This window comes from Rahnella inusitata (genome assembly GCF_018288855.1).
GTDB lineage: Bacteria > Pseudomonadota > Gammaproteobacteria > Enterobacterales > Enterobacteriaceae > Rahnella > Rahnella inusitata.
Genome location: NZ_CP065024.1, coordinates 4,129,729 through 4,149,616 on the forward strand (window position 1 = coordinate 4,129,729; position 19,888 = coordinate 4,149,616).

Annotated in this window: 17 protein-coding genes and 1 other RNA gene; 5 read left to right on the forward strand and 13 right to left on the reverse strand. The window is 53.6% G+C overall.

Annotated elements, in window-relative coordinates:
- Positions 1 to 15 precede the first annotated feature (15 nt).
- The 3 genes from ubiH to I2123_RS19395 are packed head-to-tail and all read right to left on the reverse strand — an operon-like array spanning position 16 to position 3,161.
- Positions 16 to 1,194, reverse strand: coding sequence for a 2-octaprenyl-6-methoxyphenyl hydroxylase (ubiH, locus tag I2123_RS19385; RefSeq protein ID WP_112164194.1), 1,179 nt, complete (start codon positions 1,192 to 1,194; stop codon positions 16 to 18).
- Between the two features lie 18 nt (positions 1,195 to 1,212).
- Complete coding sequence (gene pepP, locus I2123_RS19390; RefSeq protein ID WP_213051296.1) at positions 1,213 to 2,529, reverse strand: Xaa-Pro aminopeptidase; 1,317 nt, start codon at positions 2,527 to 2,529, stop codon at positions 1,213 to 1,215.
- Between the two features lie 59 nt (positions 2,530 to 2,588).
- Positions 2,589 to 3,161: a YecA/YgfB family protein gene (locus I2123_RS19395; protein ID WP_112164192.1), complete on the reverse strand. Its 573-nt coding sequence runs from the start codon at positions 3,159 to 3,161 to the stop codon at positions 2,589 to 2,591.
- Positions 3,162 to 3,413: 252 nt separating this feature from the next.
- On the opposite strand from I2123_RS19395, the gene zapA reads away from it, so the two are divergent.
- The 4 genes from zapA to asr all read left to right on the forward strand — a co-directional run bounded on the left by zapA (position 3,414) and on the right by asr (position 5,279).
- Complete coding sequence (zapA, locus tag I2123_RS19400) at positions 3,414 to 3,743, forward strand: cell division protein ZapA (protein ID WP_013576788.1); 330 nt, start codon at positions 3,414 to 3,416, stop codon at positions 3,741 to 3,743.
- A gap of 47 nt (positions 3,744 to 3,790) precedes the next feature.
- Positions 3,791 to 3,974: non-coding RNA, 6S RNA (gene ssrS, locus I2123_RS19405), on the forward strand.
- 39 nt (positions 3,975 to 4,013) lie between these two features.
- Complete coding sequence (locus I2123_RS19410; RefSeq protein ID WP_213051297.1) at positions 4,014 to 4,610, forward strand: 5-formyltetrahydrofolate cyclo-ligase; 597 nt, start codon at positions 4,014 to 4,016, stop codon at positions 4,608 to 4,610.
- A gap of 246 nt (positions 4,611 to 4,856) precedes the next feature.
- Entirely contained in the window at positions 4,857 to 5,279 is a 423-nt protein-coding gene (asr, locus tag I2123_RS19415; protein WP_213051298.1) for an acid resistance repetitive basic protein Asr, read from the forward strand.
- Between the two features lie 295 nt (positions 5,280 to 5,574).
- On the opposite strand, the gene serA is transcribed toward asr, so the two are convergent.
- Positions 5,575 to 6,813, reverse strand: coding sequence for a phosphoglycerate dehydrogenase (gene serA / locus I2123_RS19420; RefSeq protein WP_112164189.1), 1,239 nt, complete (start codon positions 6,811 to 6,813; stop codon positions 5,575 to 5,577).
- Between the two features lie 338 nt (positions 6,814 to 7,151).
- Positions 7,152 to 7,814, reverse strand: coding sequence for a ribose-5-phosphate isomerase RpiA (gene rpiA, locus I2123_RS19425; RefSeq protein WP_213051299.1), 663 nt, complete (start codon positions 7,812 to 7,814; stop codon positions 7,152 to 7,154).
- 198 nt (positions 7,815 to 8,012) lie between these two features.
- Between rpiA and I2123_RS19430 the strand changes: the two genes are divergently transcribed.
- Positions 8,013 to 8,915: a LysR family transcriptional regulator ArgP gene (locus I2123_RS19430; RefSeq protein WP_056773177.1), complete on the forward strand. Its 903-nt coding sequence runs from the start codon at positions 8,013 to 8,015 to the stop codon at positions 8,913 to 8,915.
- A 70-nt stretch (positions 8,916 to 8,985) separates the two neighbouring features.
- Here I2123_RS19430 and I2123_RS19435 read toward each other — a convergent pair whose 3' ends face one another.
- The 8 genes from I2123_RS19435 to pgk form a co-directional block, all read right to left on the reverse strand.
- Positions 8,986 to 9,729, reverse strand: coding sequence for an oxidative stress defense protein (locus tag I2123_RS19435; protein ID WP_112164187.1), 744 nt, complete (start codon positions 9,727 to 9,729; stop codon positions 8,986 to 8,988).
- Between the two features lie 116 nt (positions 9,730 to 9,845).
- A complete protein-coding gene (gene argO, locus I2123_RS19440) occupies positions 9,846 to 10,463 on the reverse strand; it encodes an arginine exporter ArgO (RefSeq protein WP_112164186.1) in 618 nt (205 codons plus the stop codon).
- A 176-nt stretch (positions 10,464 to 10,639) separates the two neighbouring features.
- Positions 10,640 to 11,545 (reverse strand): small-conductance mechanosensitive channel MscS, encoded by a 906-nt coding sequence (gene mscS / locus I2123_RS19445; protein WP_112164185.1) that lies wholly within the window; start codon positions 11,543 to 11,545, stop codon positions 10,640 to 10,642.
- Between the two features lie 134 nt (positions 11,546 to 11,679).
- A complete protein-coding gene (locus tag I2123_RS19450) occupies positions 11,680 to 12,948 on the reverse strand; it encodes an MFS transporter (RefSeq protein WP_213051300.1) in 1,269 nt (422 codons plus the stop codon).
- Between the two features lie 60 nt (positions 12,949 to 13,008).
- Positions 13,009 to 16,107, reverse strand: a complete 3,099-nt coding sequence (locus tag I2123_RS19455; protein ID WP_213051301.1) for a beta-galactosidase — start codon at positions 16,105 to 16,107, stop codon at positions 13,009 to 13,011.
- A gap of 137 nt (positions 16,108 to 16,244) precedes the next feature.
- Positions 16,245 to 17,327: a LacI family DNA-binding transcriptional regulator gene (locus I2123_RS19460; RefSeq protein WP_213051302.1), complete on the reverse strand. Its 1,083-nt coding sequence runs from the start codon at positions 17,325 to 17,327 to the stop codon at positions 16,245 to 16,247.
- Between the two features lie 136 nt (positions 17,328 to 17,463).
- The gene (gene fbaA / locus I2123_RS19465; protein WP_112164181.1) at positions 17,464 to 18,543 is read right to left on the reverse strand and encodes a class II fructose-bisphosphate aldolase; all 1,080 of its coding nucleotides are present in this window, start codon (positions 18,541 to 18,543) and stop codon (positions 17,464 to 17,466) included.
- 129 nt (positions 18,544 to 18,672) lie between these two features.
- Positions 18,673 to 19,836 (reverse strand): phosphoglycerate kinase, encoded by a 1,164-nt coding sequence (pgk, locus tag I2123_RS19470; protein ID WP_112164180.1) that lies wholly within the window; start codon positions 19,834 to 19,836, stop codon positions 18,673 to 18,675.
- Positions 19,837 to 19,888: the final 52 nt, after the last annotated feature.

Below are 19,888 nucleotides of genomic sequence, written 5' to 3' on the forward strand. Positions count from 1 at the left end.
TTTTTCCTGTAAGGCTTAACGATCAACCCAGCCTAAAGTCCTGCGTGTAAAAGCATCGCGCAGCGGCGTAATGCCTTCCATCGCCAGTAAACCCAGATTGCGTCCGACCATTAATGGCAGCCAGCGATTGGCAAATAAATGGATCAGACCATCGGTCACGCCGACGGTAGCTTGCTGATCGGGCTGACGGCGCTGCTGGTATTCACTCAGCACGCGATAACTGCCGACGTCGGTTCCGTGCGCGGCGGCATTTGCCAGCGTTTCCGCCAGCGTCATCACGTCACGTAAACCAAGATTAAAGCCCTGTCCGGCGATCGGATGCAGCGTTTGGGCGGCATTGCCGACCAGCGCCAGACGGTGGCTGATATGACTGTTGGCTTTCTGTAATTGCAGCGGATAGCTAAAGCGCGTACCGGCCTGTTTCATCGTGCCCAGACGCCAGCCGAAGGCTTTTTGCAGTTCACTGAGAAATTGCGCTTCAGTCCAGCCATCGATTTCAGCTTTGGCCTCACGCGGATGACACCACACCAGCGAGCTGCGCCCGTCGGACATCGGTAATAAGGCCAGCGGACCGTGTTGTGTGAAGCGTTCAAACGCACGGCCACGATGCGGTTCAGACGTTGCGACATTGGTGATGACCGCAATCTGACCATAGTCTTCGCGCTGCCAGCCAATATTGCAGGCCTTCGCCAGCGAGGAGTGGGAACCGTCGGCGGCGACCAGAAGCTGCGCGGTCAGTGTTTCGCCGGTATCGAGCGTGACGCTGGCAGAATCTGCCGTCCGTGCGATATCCACGACTTTGGCCGGACAATGCAACGTGACGCCCGGAGCGGCCTTCAGGAGTGCAAACAGACGTTTGCCGACTTCATGCAGCTCAACTACCTGCCCCAATGCTTCAACGCCGTAATGCGCGGCATTGAGATGCACGAAGGCCGCATGGCCGCGATCGCTGACGTGGATATCACGGATCGGCGTGGCGATTTTTGCCAGTGCCGGCCAGATGCCCACGCGAGCCAGCTGCTGACAAGTCCCCTGCGCCAGCGCTATCGAACGGGCATCAAAGCCCGGATGCCCGTGATTTTCCGGCGCAGTGGCTTCCACCAGATGCACCGCCAGACGCCCTTGCGTCAGCGCGGATATCGCCAGCGCCAGTGTGGCACCGGTCATTCCGCCGCCAACAATCACTATGCTCATAGACAAACGTTGCTCATGTTAGTTACGTGCTGCTGCCATCAACGCTTCAATGTCATCAGCTTCTTTCACTACGTCGCCGGTCAGAATTTCAATGCCGGTGGCGGTGATCAGGATGTCGTCTTCGATACGAATACCGATGCCGCGATAGGCTTCCGGCACATCGGCATCCGGCGCAATGTACAAACCGGGTTCGACGGTCAGTACCATCCCCGGTTCCAGCGTACGGCTACGATCAACCGAACCATAATGGCCGACGTCATGCACATCCAGCCCCAGCCAGTGGGACAGGCCGTGCATGAAGAACTGACGGTGCGCCTGCTCGGCATAGAGTGTCTCAACGTCGCCCTTCATCACACCCAGTGTGACCAGACCTTCAATCATCACGCGGACGGCAGCTTCGGTTGCTGCCTGAATACTGCTGCCTGGTTTGAGCACTTCCAGTGCTTTGTATTCTGACGCCAGCACGATGTCATAGATTTCGCGCTGTGCTTTGCTGAATTTGCCGTTCACCGGGAAGGTACGGGTGATATCACCCGCGTAACCTTTGTATTCACAACCGGCGTCGATCAACACTAAATCACCGTCGCGCAGCTCACACTCGTTTTCGGTGTAATGCAAAATGCAGGCGTTCTCGCCGCCGCCAACAATCGTGTTGTAGGACGGATAACGTGCGCCATGACGGGTAAATTCGTGATGAATTTCGCCTTCAAGGTGATATTCAAACATGCCCGGACGGCATTTTTCCATCGCGCGGGTATGGGCCAGCGCGGTGATTTGTCCGGCGCGACGCATGATGCTGATTTCTTCAGCGGATTTGAACAGGCGCAGATCGTGAACCCACGGACGCCAGTCGGTGACCGTGGCCGGTGCAGAGAAGTTCTGACGGAAGCCTTTGCGCAGTTTATCCATCGCACGGTTAAGAATTTCATCGGCGTAGGCGTATTCGCCCTGCGCGTGGTACACCACGTCCAGGCCGTTGAGCAGCAGATGCAGTTGCTGGTTGATGTCGCTGAACGGCAGTGCTTTGGTGACGCCCAGCTTAGCCGGTGCCGCGTCTTGGCCAAGACGACGGCCAAACCAGATTTCAGCAGTGAGATCACGCACGCGGTTGAACAGCACGCTGTGGTTATGGTTCTCATCACTTTTCACCAGAATCAGCACCGCATCCGGTTCGTTGAAACCGGTGAAATACCAGAAGTCGCTATTCTGACGATACGGGTATTCACTGTCGGCGCTGCGCGGCACTTCGGGTGCTGCAAAAATCACGGCGGCGCTGCCTGGTGCCATCTTGGCTAAAAGTGCCTGACGACGATTCTCAAATTCTTGCTGAGTCATCTCACCTGCTCTCCTGAAATCGTTTTAATTAATCGTGTTAAGAACAATTCATGAAAAACTTAATGCAATGTACGCGGATTTTCCGGGGCGGTCGGCAAGCTGTGGCCAAATTCGCCAAAGCACAGGATGGCTGCCACGCGGACGTATTCCACCACTTCTTCTAAAGACTGCGCCAATTGTTCCTGATCTTCATCTTCGTCGTAACCTAATTGCGCGATGCTACGCAAATCGTCGATAGCTTCGCCGACTTCGCCTTTCACTTTGGCGAGTTTGGGCTGCATCATGCCGAGACCGAGCAGGAAATGGTTGACCCATCCCGCCAGTGCGTCGGCGCGCTCGAAGATGCTTTTATCATCATCAGGCATCATGATTTTGAATTCGAAACTGTCGTCTTCCAGGGTATCGGAGGTGACTTTACGCAATTGCTGTAGCAAATCGGCCAGCGTGTGCGGGTAGGCCATGCCTTCATTCGTCAGGTCATGCACCAGCGTTAACCAGCTACCGTCCCGGTTGCCACCGCACAGTAAACCACTGATCAACCCGTGCATTTCTGCTGCGGTTAAAGCAACCGATTGTTGTTTCAGGTTTTGATCCAACGAATCGTAAGTTGGGTAAGTATTCTCAATAGACATGCGCATTCGCCATCGTTGGCTGGATAAGTTCGTGTTATGCTACCACCAAGGTCTGTCGTAGTACCAGATTAGCAGCCTGTCTCAGGCACACTGAGGGTTGAATGTCTCGCTCTGAACAATCGGGCAGCAGTCAGTCAGCCACGGGGTTGTAACCTGGTATTGAGATAGTTATAGTGGCGCCCGCTTCCAACATCCTGCGCCAGGTCGTAGTGGTCACGTTGGGGCGGACGAATAAATTAGCAGGAAGGTGGCATGTCTGCACAACCGGTAGATATTCAAATTTTTGGTCGCTCTCTACGAGTGAATTGTCCGCCAGAACAACAGGAAGCACTGAATCTGGCAGCTGAAGATCTTAATCAGCGGTTGCAAGATCTGAAAGTTCGCACTAGAGTCACCAATACAGAGCAACTGGTTTTCATCGCGGCATTGAACGTATGTCACGAACTTGCTCAGGAAAGGTTGAAAACTCGCGATTACGCATCCAATATGGAACAACGTATCCGGATGCTGCAACAAACCATCGAGCAGGCACTGCTCGAACAAGGCCGGATCTCTGAACGTGAAGGGGCGCCTTTCGAATAACACACGTTGCTGATTTGCTGGTCACAGGCAGTCAGAAACGGTAAAAAATTTCTCTGAGATGTTCGCCAGCGGGCCCGTCCCCTGAGCCGATAATTAGTACCAACAGAATGTGATGATCCGTAATCGGTGCGCATGCTCGGTCCGTCCGAGAAGCCTAAAGATTGCGACAGCACGTTCACCTTGAACCATGGGTTCAAGGGTTACAGCCTGCGACGGCATCTCGGAGATTCCCCTTTCTTTTCGGTACATCCCTTTCTGGTTCATGTATCTATGTTGCACACACCTCAGTTCACTTTAGCCCGACAACAACTCCGCACCGAAATACGCCAACGCAGGAAAAATCTCACTCCCGAACAGCAAACTCATTTTGCCCTTCAGGCCGCCGAACGCGTTGCTTCGCATTCTAAAATCCGCTCTGCGACGACTGTTTCCGTATTTCTGTCTTTTGACGGAGAACTCGATACCGCACCGCTCATTCAGCGTTTATGGCAAGAAGGCAAACAGCTTTACCTGCCGGTGCTGCACCCTTTTTCATCTCATCATTTGCTGTTTCTGCACTACACGCCGCAAACTCTGCTTGTACGTAATCGCCTTAAAATTCTCGAACCACAGCTGGACGTCACAAAGGTTCTCCCCCTCACGCAGCTGGATATTATCCTGACACCTCTGGTGGCGTTCGATAACCAAGGTCAGCGCCTGGGCATGGGCGGTGGTTTTTATGACCGTACGCTGGAGCACTGGCAGAACGGCGGGCCATATCCGATCGGTTTAGCCCATGATTGCCAGAAAGTAGAGGAATTGCCGGTTGAGCACTGGGACGTGCCATTGCCGGAAGTGATTACGCCGGGCAACGTCTGGACGTGGTAATGCTCAGGTCCTTCTGTTTATCTCGGTGAAAACTTAAGTATGTTGTAACTAATACTTAATAAAGAACATAAAAACGTTCACGTTTCACTTCAATCTACTGAAAAATAATATTTTTTTTGATTTATACATACCGTTACACGCCGAAACCAATCACTCACGGACAGCAGAGTTCAACACGCTTATTATCCTTTCATCGGCCCCGCAGTGGGGTAGACACATAAACTAAAAATCCTTGAGGAATTAACGATGAAAAAAGTATTAGCTCTGGTTGTAGCCGCTGCAATGGGCCTGTCTTCTGTCGCTTTCGCTGCTGAAACAACAGCAACTCCGGCACCTGCTGCTACCGCAACAACGGCTGCACCTGCTGCCAAGCATGTAACTAAACATAAGACTCACAAGAAAGTCGCTCAGAAAGCGCAAGCGGCTAAGAAACACGTAAAACACGCTAAGAAAGCAGCGCCGGTTGCTCAGAAAGCCCAGGCTGCTAAAAAACCTGTGAAACACGCTAAGAAAGCAGCACCGGTTGCTCAGAAAGCCCAGGCTGCTAAAAAACACGTGAAACACGTTAAGAAAGCAGCACCGGTTGCTCAGAAAGCCCAGGCTGCTAAAAAACACGTGAAACATGCTAAGAAAGCGGCTCCTGCTGCAAAAGCAACACCTGCTGCATAAGTCTGAATAAGATAGCCAGATAAGTGTCTGCACTTGTCCGCTATCAGGACTGATAATCTGACACCCGGTCCGCCGGGTGTTTTTTTATCCATTTTTGCCCTGAGGTACCGCAAGATGCTGCGACGCTACCAGTTCGAAATAACCTTTTCCTCCATGATCCTCTGCGGTCTGATCGCCCTGCTGCTTCTGATGAGATTTTGAATCGTCATTAGAGGACCCGCGATACCCCAAAACGCCCTGATACCAGACACAAAAAAACCGCCTTTCGGCGGCCTTGTTGTTTCAGCTGATGCGATCAGTAAAGCAGACGGGCACGAATTGTTCCCGGAATGGCCTTCATCAGCTGCAGCGCGGTAGTCAGCGTCGCAATATCCGTTTCAGCATCAATCACCACATAACCGATTTCAGGGCTGGTTTGCAGATACTGCGCTGCGATGTTGATCCCCTGCTCGGCGAAAATCTGGTTGATGCTGGTCAGCACGCCCGGACGGTTTTCGTGGATGTGCAGCAGACGGCTGGCTTTCTCGGTGTGTGCCGGCAAAGATGCTTCCGGGAAGTTGACCGCTGACAACGTCGAGCCGTTATCAGAGTATTTCGCCAGTTTGCCCGCCACTTCCAGACCAATACCTTCCTGCGCTTCCATGGTAGAGCCGCCGATATGCGGCGTCAGCAGCACATTGTCGAACTCACACAGCGGCGAATTGAATGGATCGCTGTTGGTCGCCGGTTCTTCCGGGAAGACGTCGATCGCCGCGCCTGACAGATGTTTGCTGCGCAGTGCGTTGCATAGCGCAGGAATGTCGATCACGGTGCCGCGTGAGGCGTTGATCAGCAGTGCGCCCGGCTTCATCTGCGCCAGTTGCACTTCGGAAATCATATCTTTGGTACTGATCGTTTCCGGCACGTGCAACGTCACGACATCGCTGGTGTTGAGCAATTCTTCCAGAGAGGCAATCGGCTGCGCATTGCCCAGTGGCAATTTGCTTTCGATGTCGTAGTAGAAGACGCGCATCCCGAGGCTCTCGGCCAGAATGCCCAGCTGCGTGCCGATATGGCCGTAACCGATGATGCCCAGACGTTTGCCGCGCGCTTCGAATGAACCGACAGCCAGTTTGTTCCAGATGCCGCGGTGTGCTTTGGCGTTCGCTTCAGGAATGCCGCGCATCATCAGCAACATTTCGCCCAGCACCATTTCGGCAACGGAACGGGTGTTGGAGAACGGTGCGTTGAAGACCGGAACACCGCGACGCGTGGCGGCTTTCAGATCAACCTGATTGGTTCCGATACAGAAACACCCCACAGCCACCAGTTTTTCTGCTGCCTGGAAAACTTCTTCGGTCAGCTGAGTACGCGATCGGAGCCCAACAAAGTGCGCATCACGGATCGACTCTTTCAGCGATTCCGTATCCAAAGCACCTTTGTGAAATTCAATATTGGTGTAGCCCGCTGCACGGAGGGTATCAACCGCACTTTGGTGGACGCCTTCCACTAACAAAAATTTAATCTTGTCTTTCTCAAGTGATACTTTTGCCATTTCCCGACCCTATATGTTTCTGCCTGAATTCGAACTGCAAGGTGATTGCTCACAGCCAACATAACAAAAAATCCGCCATCATCAATACAAACGATTGCCTGCCCGGTAGCAGAAGGCTCACCGTGCCAGAGGGTTTCTAGCATTTCATGCTGGTTAGATTTTACTGCGCCAGACGTTCAGGAGGAGATTATCGAAAATGTGACATAAGTCACCGAATTAAGGCTTTTGAAGAAAAGATGATTCAGTCAGAAAATTATCATCTTCATAACATTGCGTTATGACAGAGGTGTGTCTGGCTGCTTTTAATGCAGCAGCCAGATCTTCTGCTTATCGCTGGATTATTTCAGCGTAACAGTTTTAACGCCTTCCGAAGTACCGACCAGGGCAACGTCAGCGCCACGGTTAGCAAACAGACCGACGGTCACGACACCGGCAATATTGTTGATCTTATTTTCCATCGCGACGGCATCAAGAATGTTCAGATTATGCACGTCGAGTATCACGTTGCCGTTATCAGTCAGCACATTTTTACGGTATTCCGGCAGACCGCCAAGTTTCACCAGCTCACGCGCCACGTAAGATCGCGCCATTGGTATGACTTCTACCGGCAGCGGGAATTTACCCAACACATCGACCTGCTTGGACGCATCGACGATACAGATGAATTTTTTTGCAATCGCAGCAATGATTTTTTCACGAGTCAGCGCAGCGCCGCCGCCTTTGATCATCTGCATGAAGCCGTTGATTTCGTCGGCACCGTCAACGTACACATCCAGCGAATCGACTTCGTTGCTGTCGAAAACGTGAATGCCTAAGCTTTTCAGTTTTGCGGTAGAGGCATCGGAACTGGAAACCGCGCCTTCGATTTGCCCTTTGATCGAGCCGAGTGCATCAATGAAATGGGCGGCGGTGGATCCGGTACCTACACCGACGATGGTGCCCGGCGTAACGTAATCCAGTGCGGCCCAGCCGACTGCTTTCTTCAATTCTTCCTGCGTCATAATGGCTTCTCTGTCTGATAACCCGAAAGTGCCGGTGATTATAAAGCAAGTCAGGGTGATTGGGATAAACAACGCCGTCGCGAGATCACACTTATTAAGTGCAATCGTGCTGCAAACGCAAAGATTTTCATCACCACAAAACCTGACAATCTGTGGCATAGTGTTTGGATAAAATGAAATCCAAGGGACAGAACTCCGATGAAACGCCCAGATTATAGAACGTTGCAGGCACTGGACGCGGTGATCCGTGAGCGCGGTTTTGAGCGCGCGGCGCAGAAGCTTTGCATCACTCAATCGGCGGTCTCACAGCGCATTAAACAACTGGAAAACCTGTTCGGCCAGCCTTTGCTGGTGCGCACCGTGCCACCCCGTCCGACCGAACAGGGGCAAAAATTGCTGGCGCTGTTGCATCAGGTCGAACTGCTGGAAGAAGAGTGGCTGGGCAGTGACAGTAATAGCGACAGCAATGATACGCCGCTGCTGCTCTCGCTGGCGGTCAACGCCGACAGTCTCGCCACCTGGCTGTTACCGGCGCTGAAATCGGTGCTGGTCGATTCCCCTATCCGCCTGAATTTACAGGTGGAAGATGAAACACGGACGCAGGAACGTCTGCGCCGTGGTGAAGTAGTCGGTGCGGTGAGTATCCAGCCGCAACCGTTGCCGAGCTGTCTGGTTGATCAACTGGGCGCGCTCGATTACCTGTTCGTCGGTTCGAAACCGTTCGCCGACCGCTACTTCCCGAATGGCGTAACCCGCTCGGCGTTGTTAAAAGCGCCGGCGGTGGCATTTGACCATCTCGACGATATGCATCAGGCCTTTTTACAGCAGAACTTTGATTTGTCGCCGGGCAGCGTGCCTTGTCATATTGTGAACTCGTCGGAAGCTTTCGTGCAACTGGCGCGTCAGGGCACCACCTGCTGCATGATCCCGCATCTGCAAATCGAGAAAGAGCTGGAAAGTGGCGAGCTGATCGACCTGACGCCGGGCCTGTTCCAGCGCAGGATGCTTTACTGGCACCGCTTCGCCCCGGAAAGCCGTATGATGCGTAAAGTCACCGACGCTCTGCTGGCGCACGGCCATCAGGTGTTGCGTCAGGACTGAATGACGGTCCGGCCAGAAACAAAAAACCCGCCGGAGCGGGTTTTTTCATTTTTACAGCGTCATATTTTATTTATTGCGCAGCAGGAGCGGGCGCTGGCGGCTGCAATTCAAACACCACATCAACCTGATCGTCAAAGTGAATGCTTTGCTGTTCGTAAGTCTGTGCCACATCGCTCTGACCTGCGGCTTCGGCGGTTTTGTACATCCGCGCGACCGGCATCGGCTGGTAGTTAGCGACGTGATAGCGAATGCTGTAAACCGGCCCCAGTTTGGTGTGGAAGCCTTCAGCCAGTGATTTCGCCTGCTGCGTGGCGTTATCAATCGCTTTCTGTCGCGCTTCATCACGGAAACGATCCGGATTCGCAACGCCCAGTTCGACGGCTCGGACTTCATTCAGGCCCGATTTCAGCGCACCGTCCAGCAGTTCGTTCAGTTTATCCAGCTGACGCAACGTCACCTGTACCTGACGTACCGCACGGTAGCCTTTCAGCTGAGATGTACCATCTTTCAGGTAGTCGTATTCCGGCTGAGTGCGTAAATTCGCTGCATTAATGTCTTTCTTCTCAATGCCGTTTTTCTGCAGGAAAGCAAAGTATTCCGCCACACGCGCATCGGCCTGTTGCTTGGCACTTGCGGCATCTTTCGCAGAGACGTTCACTTCGATCGCCAGCGTGGCAATATCTGGCGTGGCGTCAACGCTCGCCGTTCCTGAGGTCACAACGTGCGGTCCGGCAGGTAATTCTGCCGCCTGCAACGCCAGCGGTAATGTCCCTAATCCCAACATCGCTGCTACAGTCAATGCTTTCAGTTTCACAGTGCCTCCATTAATCATCAAAGATATGGCAATAAACGTATTAACTGCGAAACCGTAGCATAATCCGTTACAACAGAAACTAAGATTAGTGACAAAAACCTGTTTACCCGGCTAACTTAAAGCACGCCGGTCTGCCGTGCCAGCTGGATGGCGATGCCCCACATAATGGTGCCGACGATAAAATTTATCACCCGCTGCACTTTGCCGGTGTTCAGCCACGGCGCCAGCATGGCGGCGAGGATAGCCAGTCCGAAGAACCAGATAACCGACGCACTGACCGCGCCGAGCGCGAACCAGGAACGTTCGTCGGCATTCAGGCTGCCGCCCAGACTGCCGAGTACTACGAAAGTATCGAGATACACGTGCGGATTCAGCCAGGTGACGGCCAGCATGCTGACCACAATTTTCCAGCGGCTTTGCTTTGCCACCTCGGCCTGCGCCAGTTCAGGATTTTTGCTGAACGCCGTACGGAACGCGCCCCAGCCGTACCAAAGTAAAAACGCCACGCCGCCCCAGCTCACCAGCAGGAGTAAAAGCGGTGATTTGCTCAGCAGCGCGCTACCGCCAAAGATGCCGCCACAGATGAGTGCGATGTCGCTCAGCGCGCACAATCCGGCAATCATCAAATGATACTGGCGGCGAATGCCCTGGTTCATTACAAACGCATTCTGCGGGCCAATCGGTAAAATCATTGCGGCGCTCATCGCCAGTCCTTGCAGGAAAATAGCCAGCACGTCGTCATCCTTTAAACAGTCAGTCAGAGAGAATGCGCGCAGTGTAAGGGCATTGATGGCATTAGAGGAAATGGATAATTCTAATCCCCCATTAGATTAGCTTATCACAGGGATTCATCGAATTAGTGTATGAAAAAGGCGCCCGCAGGCGCCTGAATTTTTCGGCCAGTCGCGCGTTATTCCGCGATGCCTTTGCTTTCGATTGAACGTTGTTCTTCCTGCTGGCTGGCTGCGGCATCCGCAACGCGATGCAAATGCACGTCCATCTGCGGGTAAGCGATGTTGATTTTGTTCTCGTCGAGCGCACGTTTGAAGGCTTCCAGCAGATCCCAGTAGACTTCCTGAGCATCGCCGTTGGAACTCCAGACACGTACCACAAAGTTCAGCGTGGAAGCGCCCATTTCATTAAGACGCACGGTAACGCCTTTGTCATGCTGGATGCGGTTGTCCGCCGCGATAATATCGCCCAGAACTTTTTTCACCTGATCGATATCAGATTCATAACCCACGCCTACAACGATCTCAGTACGACGGTTCGGCTCGCGTGACGTATTGATAATGTTACCGGCGATGATTTTACCGTTCGGCACCACAATCATTTTGTCATCAGGGGTACGCAACGTAGTGGAGAAAATCTGCACCTGTGTCACGGTACCGGCCACGCCGCCGAGATCGACGTATTCACCGGCACGGAACGGACGGAAGATCACCAGCAGCACGCCTGCGGCAAAGTTTGCAAGCGATCCCTGCAAGGCCAATGCTACGGCCAAACCTGCGGCACCGAGAACGGCGATGACCGATGCGGTCTGCACGCCAACGCGCCCCAGAACGGCAATCAGCGTAACGGCGATAACGGCATAACGCACAAGAGCGGCGAGGAAGTCAGACACGGTCAGATCAATACCGCGCAATTTCATCACACGGCTGACTGCGCCGGATAATACGCGGGCAACGATCAGACCGATGATAAGAATAAAGATAGCCGCGACGATGTTGACGGCGTAATGGATCAGTAAAGCCTGATTTCTCACTAACCAGTTGCCCGCATTGTTAATGCTACCCACAACGTTCAAATCATCCATTTAATTACCCCAAAAAAATTACCCTGACGGGTTATAAGAAACCAAAGCTGCCCGGGATACGGGCAGCAACTGTGGGTTAAGGTTAACTAACAATGCGATGAAGTGCCAATTTCAGGGGCAAGATCCCAGTGAAATTAGGAATTTGCAGGGTGATTCTTCAACGGCTCTGGTGTTTTGAAAGCCTGCAACGGACCACGTCCGCTCAGCGTAAAGGCCGAGATCACGGTGAAGGTCAGCGCGATCATTCCCAGGATCAGATAAGTACCGTGGAAACCGATTCGGTCATACATGTTCCCGGCAAACACCGACATAAACATGATTGCCACCTGTTTGAAGAAGCAGAACGTCACCAGATAAATTGTCGCCGAGAAGCGCACTTCAAATACTGACGTGATGTACTTGAAGCAGCCGACGATTAAAAACGGGACTTCAAACATGTGCAGCGTTTTCAGCACCACCACTTCGACAGGCGAAGAGGCGAAGGAAGAGCCGATGATGCGCACAGACATGATAGCCCCTGCCAGCAGCAGCGCATTTTTGCCACCGATACGGTTCACGATAAGCGGCGCGAAGAACATGATGCAGGCGTTCAGCAACTCGCCCATGGTGGTGACGTAACCGAAGACGCGCGTGCCTTCAGAAGAGGAAGCAAAGAACGAAGTGAAGAAGTTAGCAAACTGCTGATCGAAAACATCATAGGTGCAGGAAACGCCAATCACGTACAACGCCAGGAACCACAGTTTGCGGTCTTTCAGCAGCTCAAGGGCAATTTTCAGGCTGAAGGGTTTGGTATTCGCGCCCAGATCGTTTGCCACCCGCGCACTGGAGGTCACTTCCGGTTTGGCGATCAGCAACAGAATGGCGAGGATCACCGCACAGCCAGAACCGAGCCAGAATACAAACTCGTTGTTAATGGTAAACATGATGCCGACCACCGACGCGCACAGCGCCCAGCCAACGCAGCCAAACATCCGCGCACGGCCAAATTCGAAGCTGCTGCGACGGCTGACTTTTTCGATATAGGCTTCAATCGCTGGCGCACCGGCGTTGTAAATCAGGCCGAGATAGATCCCGCCGACTATTGATCCCAAATAGATATTTACTTTCAGCAACGGGCCGAACACGTAGATAAAGAACGGCGCAAACAGCACCAGCATCCCGGTGATGATCCACAGCAGATGCTTTTTCAGTCCCAGCTTATCCGAGAGCAAACCAAATACCGGCTGGAAGAGTAATGAGAACAGCGAAATACTGGCGAAGATAATCCCGGTATCGCTTTTGCTGATCTGATTAATGTCGTGCAGCCAGATCGGGAAGAACGGGAAATAGGCTCCCATGATGAAAAAGTAGAAAAAGAAGAACAGCCCGAACATCCAGAAATTGGTATTTTTCATGTAATTCATTTGCAGTTTCCTTGCGACTGAATGCTGCGCCGCAGCGGATTAACGCCGCGGCGCGGGATATCAGGATCGTTTCCAGGTGAAGGCGTAATGGTAATGACCGGCAGTCAGCAGGAAGTCCGGGCTGACGCTCGGGCTCCATGAATCATCGCCGCCGACGCCCATATGGAAGCCGTCGATGTTCAGCCATGTGCCCTGCTCTGCGCGCAACAGGTGACGATGACTGGTGTCCATAAGCTGTTGCAGGCTGAAGCGGCTCAGGCCAAAGTGGAAATCGCCACTCAGTTGCCATCCGGCGTAATCCAGTTCACGTGTATCACCGCGCAGGCCGTTTTCCGTCGGGAAGACGTAAGGTGTGTAGAGCTCTGCCAGTGGCAACGTCCAGCGGCCATGTTGCGCGGCCAGACGGCGGTCCGGATAGTTCTCATGCGGCCCCAGCCCCAGCCAGCTGACGTTTTCTGCGGTGTCCGCCAGCTGGCAAGTCATACCGATGCGCCCCGGAGACGGCGCGTTAGAGGCCACGCGCACATTCACGTCGATGTGCAATTCGCCCTGATTATCAATACGGTAAACCTTGTTGCTCAGCACACGGGTTTCATCATCTGCAAGGAAAGCGTGCCTGGCGACAATGATCACGCGATCTTCTAACTGATCGGCGATCACACTCAGCGTGCGCGATTCGAGCTGATACATCCCGGCGGCTTTCCAGCGTTCCACCCACGCATTCGGATCGATGCGGGTGACTTCACTGACGCCGATATCGTTATCCACCGGCGCACGTACAAACTGATCGCGTAACGCAGAAAGCAGACGCGGCGTTTTGCCATCAAACCACTGTTCCAGCAAACCGGTCTGCTTACTGAATTCCCAGCGCTGCGTGCCGTGCACGACAAAAATCTGATCGCCCTGCACATCGAGAACCGGCGCAGCGGCGGTGATTTTTTCCGGCACTGGCAGGCTCAGCGCCTGCGGCAGTTGCCACTGATCCCACGCACTGCGATGTCCGGCTTCTGACCACGCCGTCGACTGCGGCTGATGCACGGCAACGTTCAGCCATAAATCCCCTTTTGCCTGCGGGATCTGCCCCAGCTCCAGCGTTTGCGTACCGTTCGGCGCGATGTTTAATACGGCTTCACCCTGTGAAATCACTTCGCCATCTTGCTCAATGCGCCAGACCAGTTGCTCGTTATCGCTGTGGCGGAACAGGTATTCGCTTTGAATTTGCAGCGTCAGGGGCGCGGTGCTAAGCAGTGAGAACTGGAAGAACTGCTGTGCGCGCTGGGCTTCAAACAGCGACGGATGCGGCGTGCGGTCTGCGAACACCAGACCGTTCATGCAGAACTGACGGTCGTTCGGCGTATCGCCAAAATCACCGCCGTAAGCCATATAACGCTCACCGTCTTCGCCGGTACGCAGCAAGCTCTGATCCACCCAGTCCCAGACAAATCCGCCCTGCAAACGCGGGAACTGGCGGAAGGCTTTCCAATATTTATCGAAACCACCAAAGCTGTTGCCCATCGCGTGGGCGTACTCGCAGAGGATCAGCGGACGCGTTTCGTCCGGCATGCTGATCCACTTTTTGATAGACCATTTTGGCACCGCCGGGAACGGCTGATCCTGCTCCACGCGGGAATACATCGGGCAGATAATGTCGGTCGCCGCGCTGTTTGCGCCGCCACCTTCATACTGCACCGGACGGGTCGGATCGACAGATTTGATCCAGCGGTACATGGCGTCATGGTTCGCCCCGTGGCCGGATTCGTTACCCAATGACCAGATGATGATGCACGGATGGTTGCGATCGCGTTGAACCATGCGGGTGACGCGCTCGCTGAAGGCGTTGAACCAGACGGGATCGTCTGACAGACGGTTCATAGGTTGCATGCCGTGGGTTTCGATATTGGCTTCATCCACGACGTACAGGCCGTATTCATCGCAAAGGCGGTACCACAGCGGATGGTTCGGGTAATGCGAACAGCGCACTGCATTAAAGTTGTGTTGTTTCATCAGCACGATGTCACGGCGCATGGTCGCTTCATCCATCACCTGACCGTTTTCAGGATGATGTTCATGGCGGTTTGTTCCGCGGATCAGCACCGGCTGGCCATTCACTTTGAGCAGGCCGTTGCTGATTTCTACCTGACGGAACCCGACGTTGCAGGCTTCAGCTTCGATTACCTCACCGTCTGGCGAAAGCAGGGAAATCACCGCGCGATAAAGCGCAGGCTGTTCAGCACTCCATAACGCAGGCTGGCTGACCGGCAGGCGCACGGTGGTTTTATCGAACGCATTGCCGCGCTCATCGATGATGTCACTGCCGAGCGGCTGCGTATGTTCTGCGATTGCGTTATCGCCATGCCAGAGCTGGACGCGAACCTGATAATCCGCCGCCGTATCCGTTGGTACGGCGGCGCTGACCTGCACTTCCAGTTCGGCCTGCTTGAAACCGTGGAACAGATGAGTGCGCACCTGATAATCGGTGATCTGCTCCGCCGTTTTGTGCATCAGCGTGACGTCGCGGAAAATCCCGCTCATGCGCCACATATCCTGATCTTCCAGATAGCTGCCGTCACTCCAGCGCAGCACCATCACCGCCAGACGGTTTTCGCCCACGCGCAGCACCCCGCTGAGGTCGAATTCCGCCGGCAGACGGCTGTCCTGCGAATAACCGATCCACTGACCGTTACACCACAGATAGAACGCAGAGTTGACGCCGTTGAACACAATGCGCGTCTGCCCGCTGTTCAGCCAGGCGCTATCCACGCCCACTGTGAGCGAGTAACAACCGGTGGGGTTTTCTTCCGGTACAAACGGCGGGTTCACCGGGATAGGGTACTGAACGTTGGTATAAATCGGCGCGTCGTAACCTGCCAGCTGCCAGTTAGACGGCACCTGAACCCGGTCAGCACCGGGTAAATCCTGTTGCAGCCACTGTTCAGGCACAGCTTCCGGACGGGGGAAATAGCTGAATCCCCACTCACCGTTCAGGGAGCGAAGACTGGAGGATGGGTGATTTTCTCTGGCTTCGGCGCTATTACGCCAGCTGTTGAAAGGCGGATGCGCCGCGAGGCGGTTGACCTGCGTCGATGCCGGTTTTTCCCAGTCACGACGGGCCAGAACCACGGCCAGCGATGACAGTTTTTCGTCCCCTGATGTACTCATCGTTTATCCTCTGCAAAATTGTTATGCGCTCACAATATAAATAAAGATGCGTAACACGAAGCAGTAAGTAAAGCGAAGGGAAGCAGGAAAGGGACGCGGATCACAGATTCCGCGTCAGTACGTTCTGATTTTGAGAATTATAGCGCGCTGAGCTGTCGCGCAATTCGGATCAACTCCTGGGACAATGCTTCCTGTGAAACAGGCGTTTCACCGCGCGTCGCCGTGGTGTGGCGCTCTACCAGAGAGGTCGGCAGTAACAGAGATGAGCGGCGACGATCGCCGTGGGTGTGCAGGTGATCGACCAGACGGTTGACGCTTTCATGCCCGAGCAGGCGAAAATCCTGTTTGATGGTGGTCAGCGGCGGGAAGAAAAACGCGCTGTCTTCGGTATCATCATACCCGATGACCGAGATTTGCTCCGGCACGCGCAGGCCATACTCATGTACCGCACGTAAAACGCCGAGCGCCATCTGATCGTTGGCGACCAAAATCGCGCCAGGCCGCACAGGCTGGTTCAGTAATAACAATGCCTGCTGGTAACCGGATGCCGCGCTCCAGTCGCCGTGCTGGACCGCACAGGGCGTCACAGCATGTTTTGCCAGTGTCTCCAGCCAGCCTTCATAACGCAGACGTGCAGAAATGGATTCGAGCGGACCGGTCAGTAATGCAATTTGCTGATGCCCGAGCGCCAGCAGATGCTCCACGCCCTGCTCTGCCCCGCAGTGCGGATCGAACAAAATTTTGAACACGTCAGCCTGCGGATCGACATCCAGAAACAGCGCCGGTAAGTTGCCGCACATCTGTGCTATTGCATCGGCACTGTCGTTGAACAGCGGCACGTTGATCAGCACGCCATCGACGCGTTGCGACATCAGCTCGCTCACCGCCGCGCGGCAGGCAGACAAGCTCAGGTTATCCGTCATCGAAATCACGACGTTAAAGCCTAACTGATTGGCGCGGGTTTTCACCGCCGAGGCAATTTGCGAAGGTGCATGAAGTGCCAGTTCGGTGGTCGCCAGCCCCAGCGTGTAGCTTTGTTTACCCGCCAGTTGCTGGGCGACGCGGTTCGGCACATAGTTCAGCGCTGCCATCGCCTTCTCGACTTTATCGCGCGTCTTGGTCGAGACGTGCGCCGCCTGATTAAGCACGCGGGACACGGTCTGATAAGACACACCGGCGTGGCGCGCCACATCATCGAGGGTGACAGATTTTGGCTTCATGGCTCTCTCTTCGGGGTTCATGCGGGAACGCGCAGGACGGACTATTGTGGCCGGAAAGCAAACAATAAAAAAGGGGCCGAAGCCCCTTTGGTTACGATCCTCACATTCCGGTGGTCAAGCACCAGAAGGACAAGAATTACAGTACGTCGATCGCGTTCAGTTCTTTGAATGCCAGTTCCAGGCGAGTCACCATGGAAGTCTGAGCAGAACGCAGCCATACGCGTGGGTCATAGAATTTCTTGTTAGGTTTGTCCGCGCCTTCCGGGTTACCCAACTGACCTTGCAGGTAAGCTTCGTTTTTCTTGTAGAACTGCAGAATACCGTCCCAGTTTGCCCATTGGGTGTCGGTATCGATGTTCATTTTGATAACACCGTAACCTACAGATTCTTTGATTTCTGCTGCAGTAGAACCAGAACCGCCGTGGAACACGAAGTTCAGGCTGTTGTGTGGCAGGTTGTGTTTCTTGCAAACGTATTCCTGAGAATCGCGCAGAATCGTTGGAGTCAGTTTAACGTTACCTGGTTTGTACACGCCGTGTACGTTACCGAATGACGCAGCGATAGTGAAACGCGGGCTGATTGCGTTCAGTTTTTCGTATGCGTAATCAACGTCTTGTGGCTGAGTGTACAGCGCAGAAGCGTCCATATGGCTGTTGTCTACGCCATCTTCTTCACCACCAGTACAACCCAGTTCGATTTCCAGAGTCATATCGAGTTTTGCCATGCGAGCTAAGTACTTGCTGCAAATTTCGATGTTTTCTTCCAGAGATTCTTCAGACAGGTCGATCATGTGAGAAGAGAACAATGGTTTACCGGTTTTGGCGAAGTGAGCTTCACCCGCGTCCAGCAGACCGTCGATCCATGGCAGCAATTTTTTCGCGCAATGGTCGGTGTGCAGGATGACTGGCACGCCGTAATGTTCTGCCATCTGATGCACATGATGTGCGCCAGAGATTGCACCCAGGATTGCAGCGCCTTGTGGCACGTCAGTTTTCAGGCCTTTACCTGCGATGAACGCAGCGCCGCCGTTAGAGAACTGAACGATAACCGGGGAACGGACTTTCGCAGCAGCTTCGAGAACGGCGTTGATTGAGTCGGTGCCTACGCAGTTAACCGCTGGCAGAGCAAATTTGTTTTCTTTAGCAACAGCGAAAACTTTCTGTACATCATCACCAGTGATAACGCCTGGTTTTACGAAATCAAAAATTTTAGACATAGTTCTTTGTCCTGTATTCGTCGGCCGTAGATGGATTGAATCGGTTTGCTATGTCGCGCGAGTTCCACTGTGCAGCCCCTCGCGCGGCAAAGAAGAACAGGAAACCCTATGCTTCCTGTTCAGGGTTCATTACTTCTTAGCACGCTCTTCCAGCATCACAACCGCTGGCAGTGCTTTCCCTTCAACGAACTCGAGGAATGCGCCACCGCCAGTGGAGATATAGGAAATTTTGTCAGCGATACCGAACAGGTCGATAGCCGCTAAGGTGTCGCCGCCGCCTGCGATAGAGAAACCTTCGCTGTCAGCAATGGCCTGCGCCACAATTTCGGTTCCTCTGCGGAAGTTAGGGAACTCGAACACGCCTACCGGGCCATTCCAAAGAATGGTTTTGGCGTTTTTGATAATCTCAGCCAGGCGGTAAGCAGACTCGTCGCCCATGTCGAGAATTTGTTCGTCATCTTTGATGTCTTTAACAGACTTCACGGTAGCGACGGCAGTTTCAGAGAACTCAGTGGCCACGCGAACGTCTGTAGGAACAGGAATATCGCAGGTTTCCAGCAATTTGCTTGCTGTATCAACCAGATCCGCTTCGTACAGGGATTTACCCACGTTGTTACCTTGTGCAGCAACGAAGGTGTTCGCAATACCACCGCCAACGATCAGCTGGTCAGCGATTTTGGACAGGGAATCCAGAACGGTCAGTTTGGTAGACACTTTAGAACCACCAACGATCGCCACCATCGGACGCGCCGGGTTACCCAGTGCTTTGCCCAGTGCTTCCAGCTCAGCTGACAGCAGAGGACCCGCACAGGCGATTGGAGCAAATTTGCCGACGCCGTGGGTAGAAGCTTGTGCGCGATGCGCCGTACCGAATGCGTCCATCACATAGATGTCACACAGGGCAGCATATTTTTTGGACAGCGCTTCGTCGTCTTTCTTTTCGCCTTTGTTAAAGCGAACGTTTTCCAGAACAACCAGCTCGCCTTCTGCAACTTCAACGCCATCAAGGTAATCTTTCGCCAGACGAACTGGAGATTTCAGATGTTCTTTCAGGTAGTTAACAACAGGCAGCAGAGAAAACTCTTCGTTATATTCGCCTTCAGTAGGACGACCCAGATGCGAGGTAACCATCACGCGTGCACCCTGTTTCAGGGCAGTTTCGATGGTAGGTAAAGAAGCGCGGATACGTGCATCTGACGTTACTTTGCCATCTTTAACCGGCACGTTGAGATCCGCACGGATCAATACGCGCTTACCTGCTAAATCCAGATCGCTCATCTTAATAACAGACATGGTGAATCCTCTCGTTGATTCTCTTTAAAGTTGCTTGAAGGCGGTTTCGGCC

What these genes read in the sequence shown, in the direction of transcription:
- ubiH (WP_112164194.1), bottom strand. Translation starts at nt 1,194, where the DNA reads ATGAGCATAGTGATTGTTGGCGGCGGAATGACCGGTGCCACACTGGCG.
- pepP (WP_213051296.1), bottom strand. Translation starts at nt 2,529, where the DNA reads ATGACTCAGCAAGAATTTGAGAATCGTCGTCAGGCACTTTTAGCCAAG.
- I2123_RS19395 (WP_112164192.1), bottom strand. Translation starts at nt 3,161, where the DNA reads ATGTCTATTGAGAATACTTACCCAACTTACGATTCGTTGGATCAAAAC.
- zapA (WP_013576788.1), top strand. Translation starts at nt 3,414, where the DNA reads ATGTCTGCACAACCGGTAGATATTCAAATTTTTGGTCGCTCTCTACGA.
- I2123_RS19410 (WP_213051297.1), top strand. Translation starts at nt 4,014, where the DNA reads ATGTTGCACACACCTCAGTTCACTTTAGCCCGACAACAACTCCGCACC.
- asr (WP_213051298.1), top strand. Translation starts at nt 4,857, where the DNA reads ATGAAAAAAGTATTAGCTCTGGTTGTAGCCGCTGCAATGGGCCTGTCT.
- serA (WP_112164189.1), bottom strand. Translation starts at nt 6,813, where the DNA reads ATGGCAAAAGTATCACTTGAGAAAGACAAGATTAAATTTTTGTTAGTG.
- rpiA (WP_213051299.1), bottom strand. Translation starts at nt 7,814, where the DNA reads ATGACGCAGGAAGAATTGAAGAAAGCAGTCGGCTGGGCCGCACTGGAT.
- I2123_RS19430 (WP_056773177.1), top strand. Translation starts at nt 8,013, where the DNA reads ATGAAACGCCCAGATTATAGAACGTTGCAGGCACTGGACGCGGTGATC.
- mscS (WP_112164185.1), bottom strand. Translation starts at nt 11,545, where the DNA reads ATGGATGATTTGAACGTTGTGGGTAGCATTAACAATGCGGGCAACTGG.
- I2123_RS19450 (WP_213051300.1), bottom strand. Translation starts at nt 12,948, where the DNA reads ATGAATTACATGAAAAATACCAATTTCTGGATGTTCGGGCTGTTCTTC.
- I2123_RS19455 (WP_213051301.1), bottom strand. Translation starts at nt 16,107, where the DNA reads ATGAGTACATCAGGGGACGAAAAACTGTCATCGCTGGCCGTGGTTCTG.
- I2123_RS19460 (WP_213051302.1), bottom strand. Translation starts at nt 17,327, where the DNA reads ATGAAGCCAAAATCTGTCACCCTCGATGATGTGGCGCGCCACGCCGGT.
- fbaA (WP_112164181.1), bottom strand. Translation starts at nt 18,543, where the DNA reads ATGTCTAAAATTTTTGATTTCGTAAAACCAGGCGTTATCACTGGTGAT.
- pgk (WP_112164180.1), bottom strand. Translation starts at nt 19,836, where the DNA reads ATGTCTGTTATTAAGATGAGCGATCTGGATTTAGCAGGTAAGCGCGTA.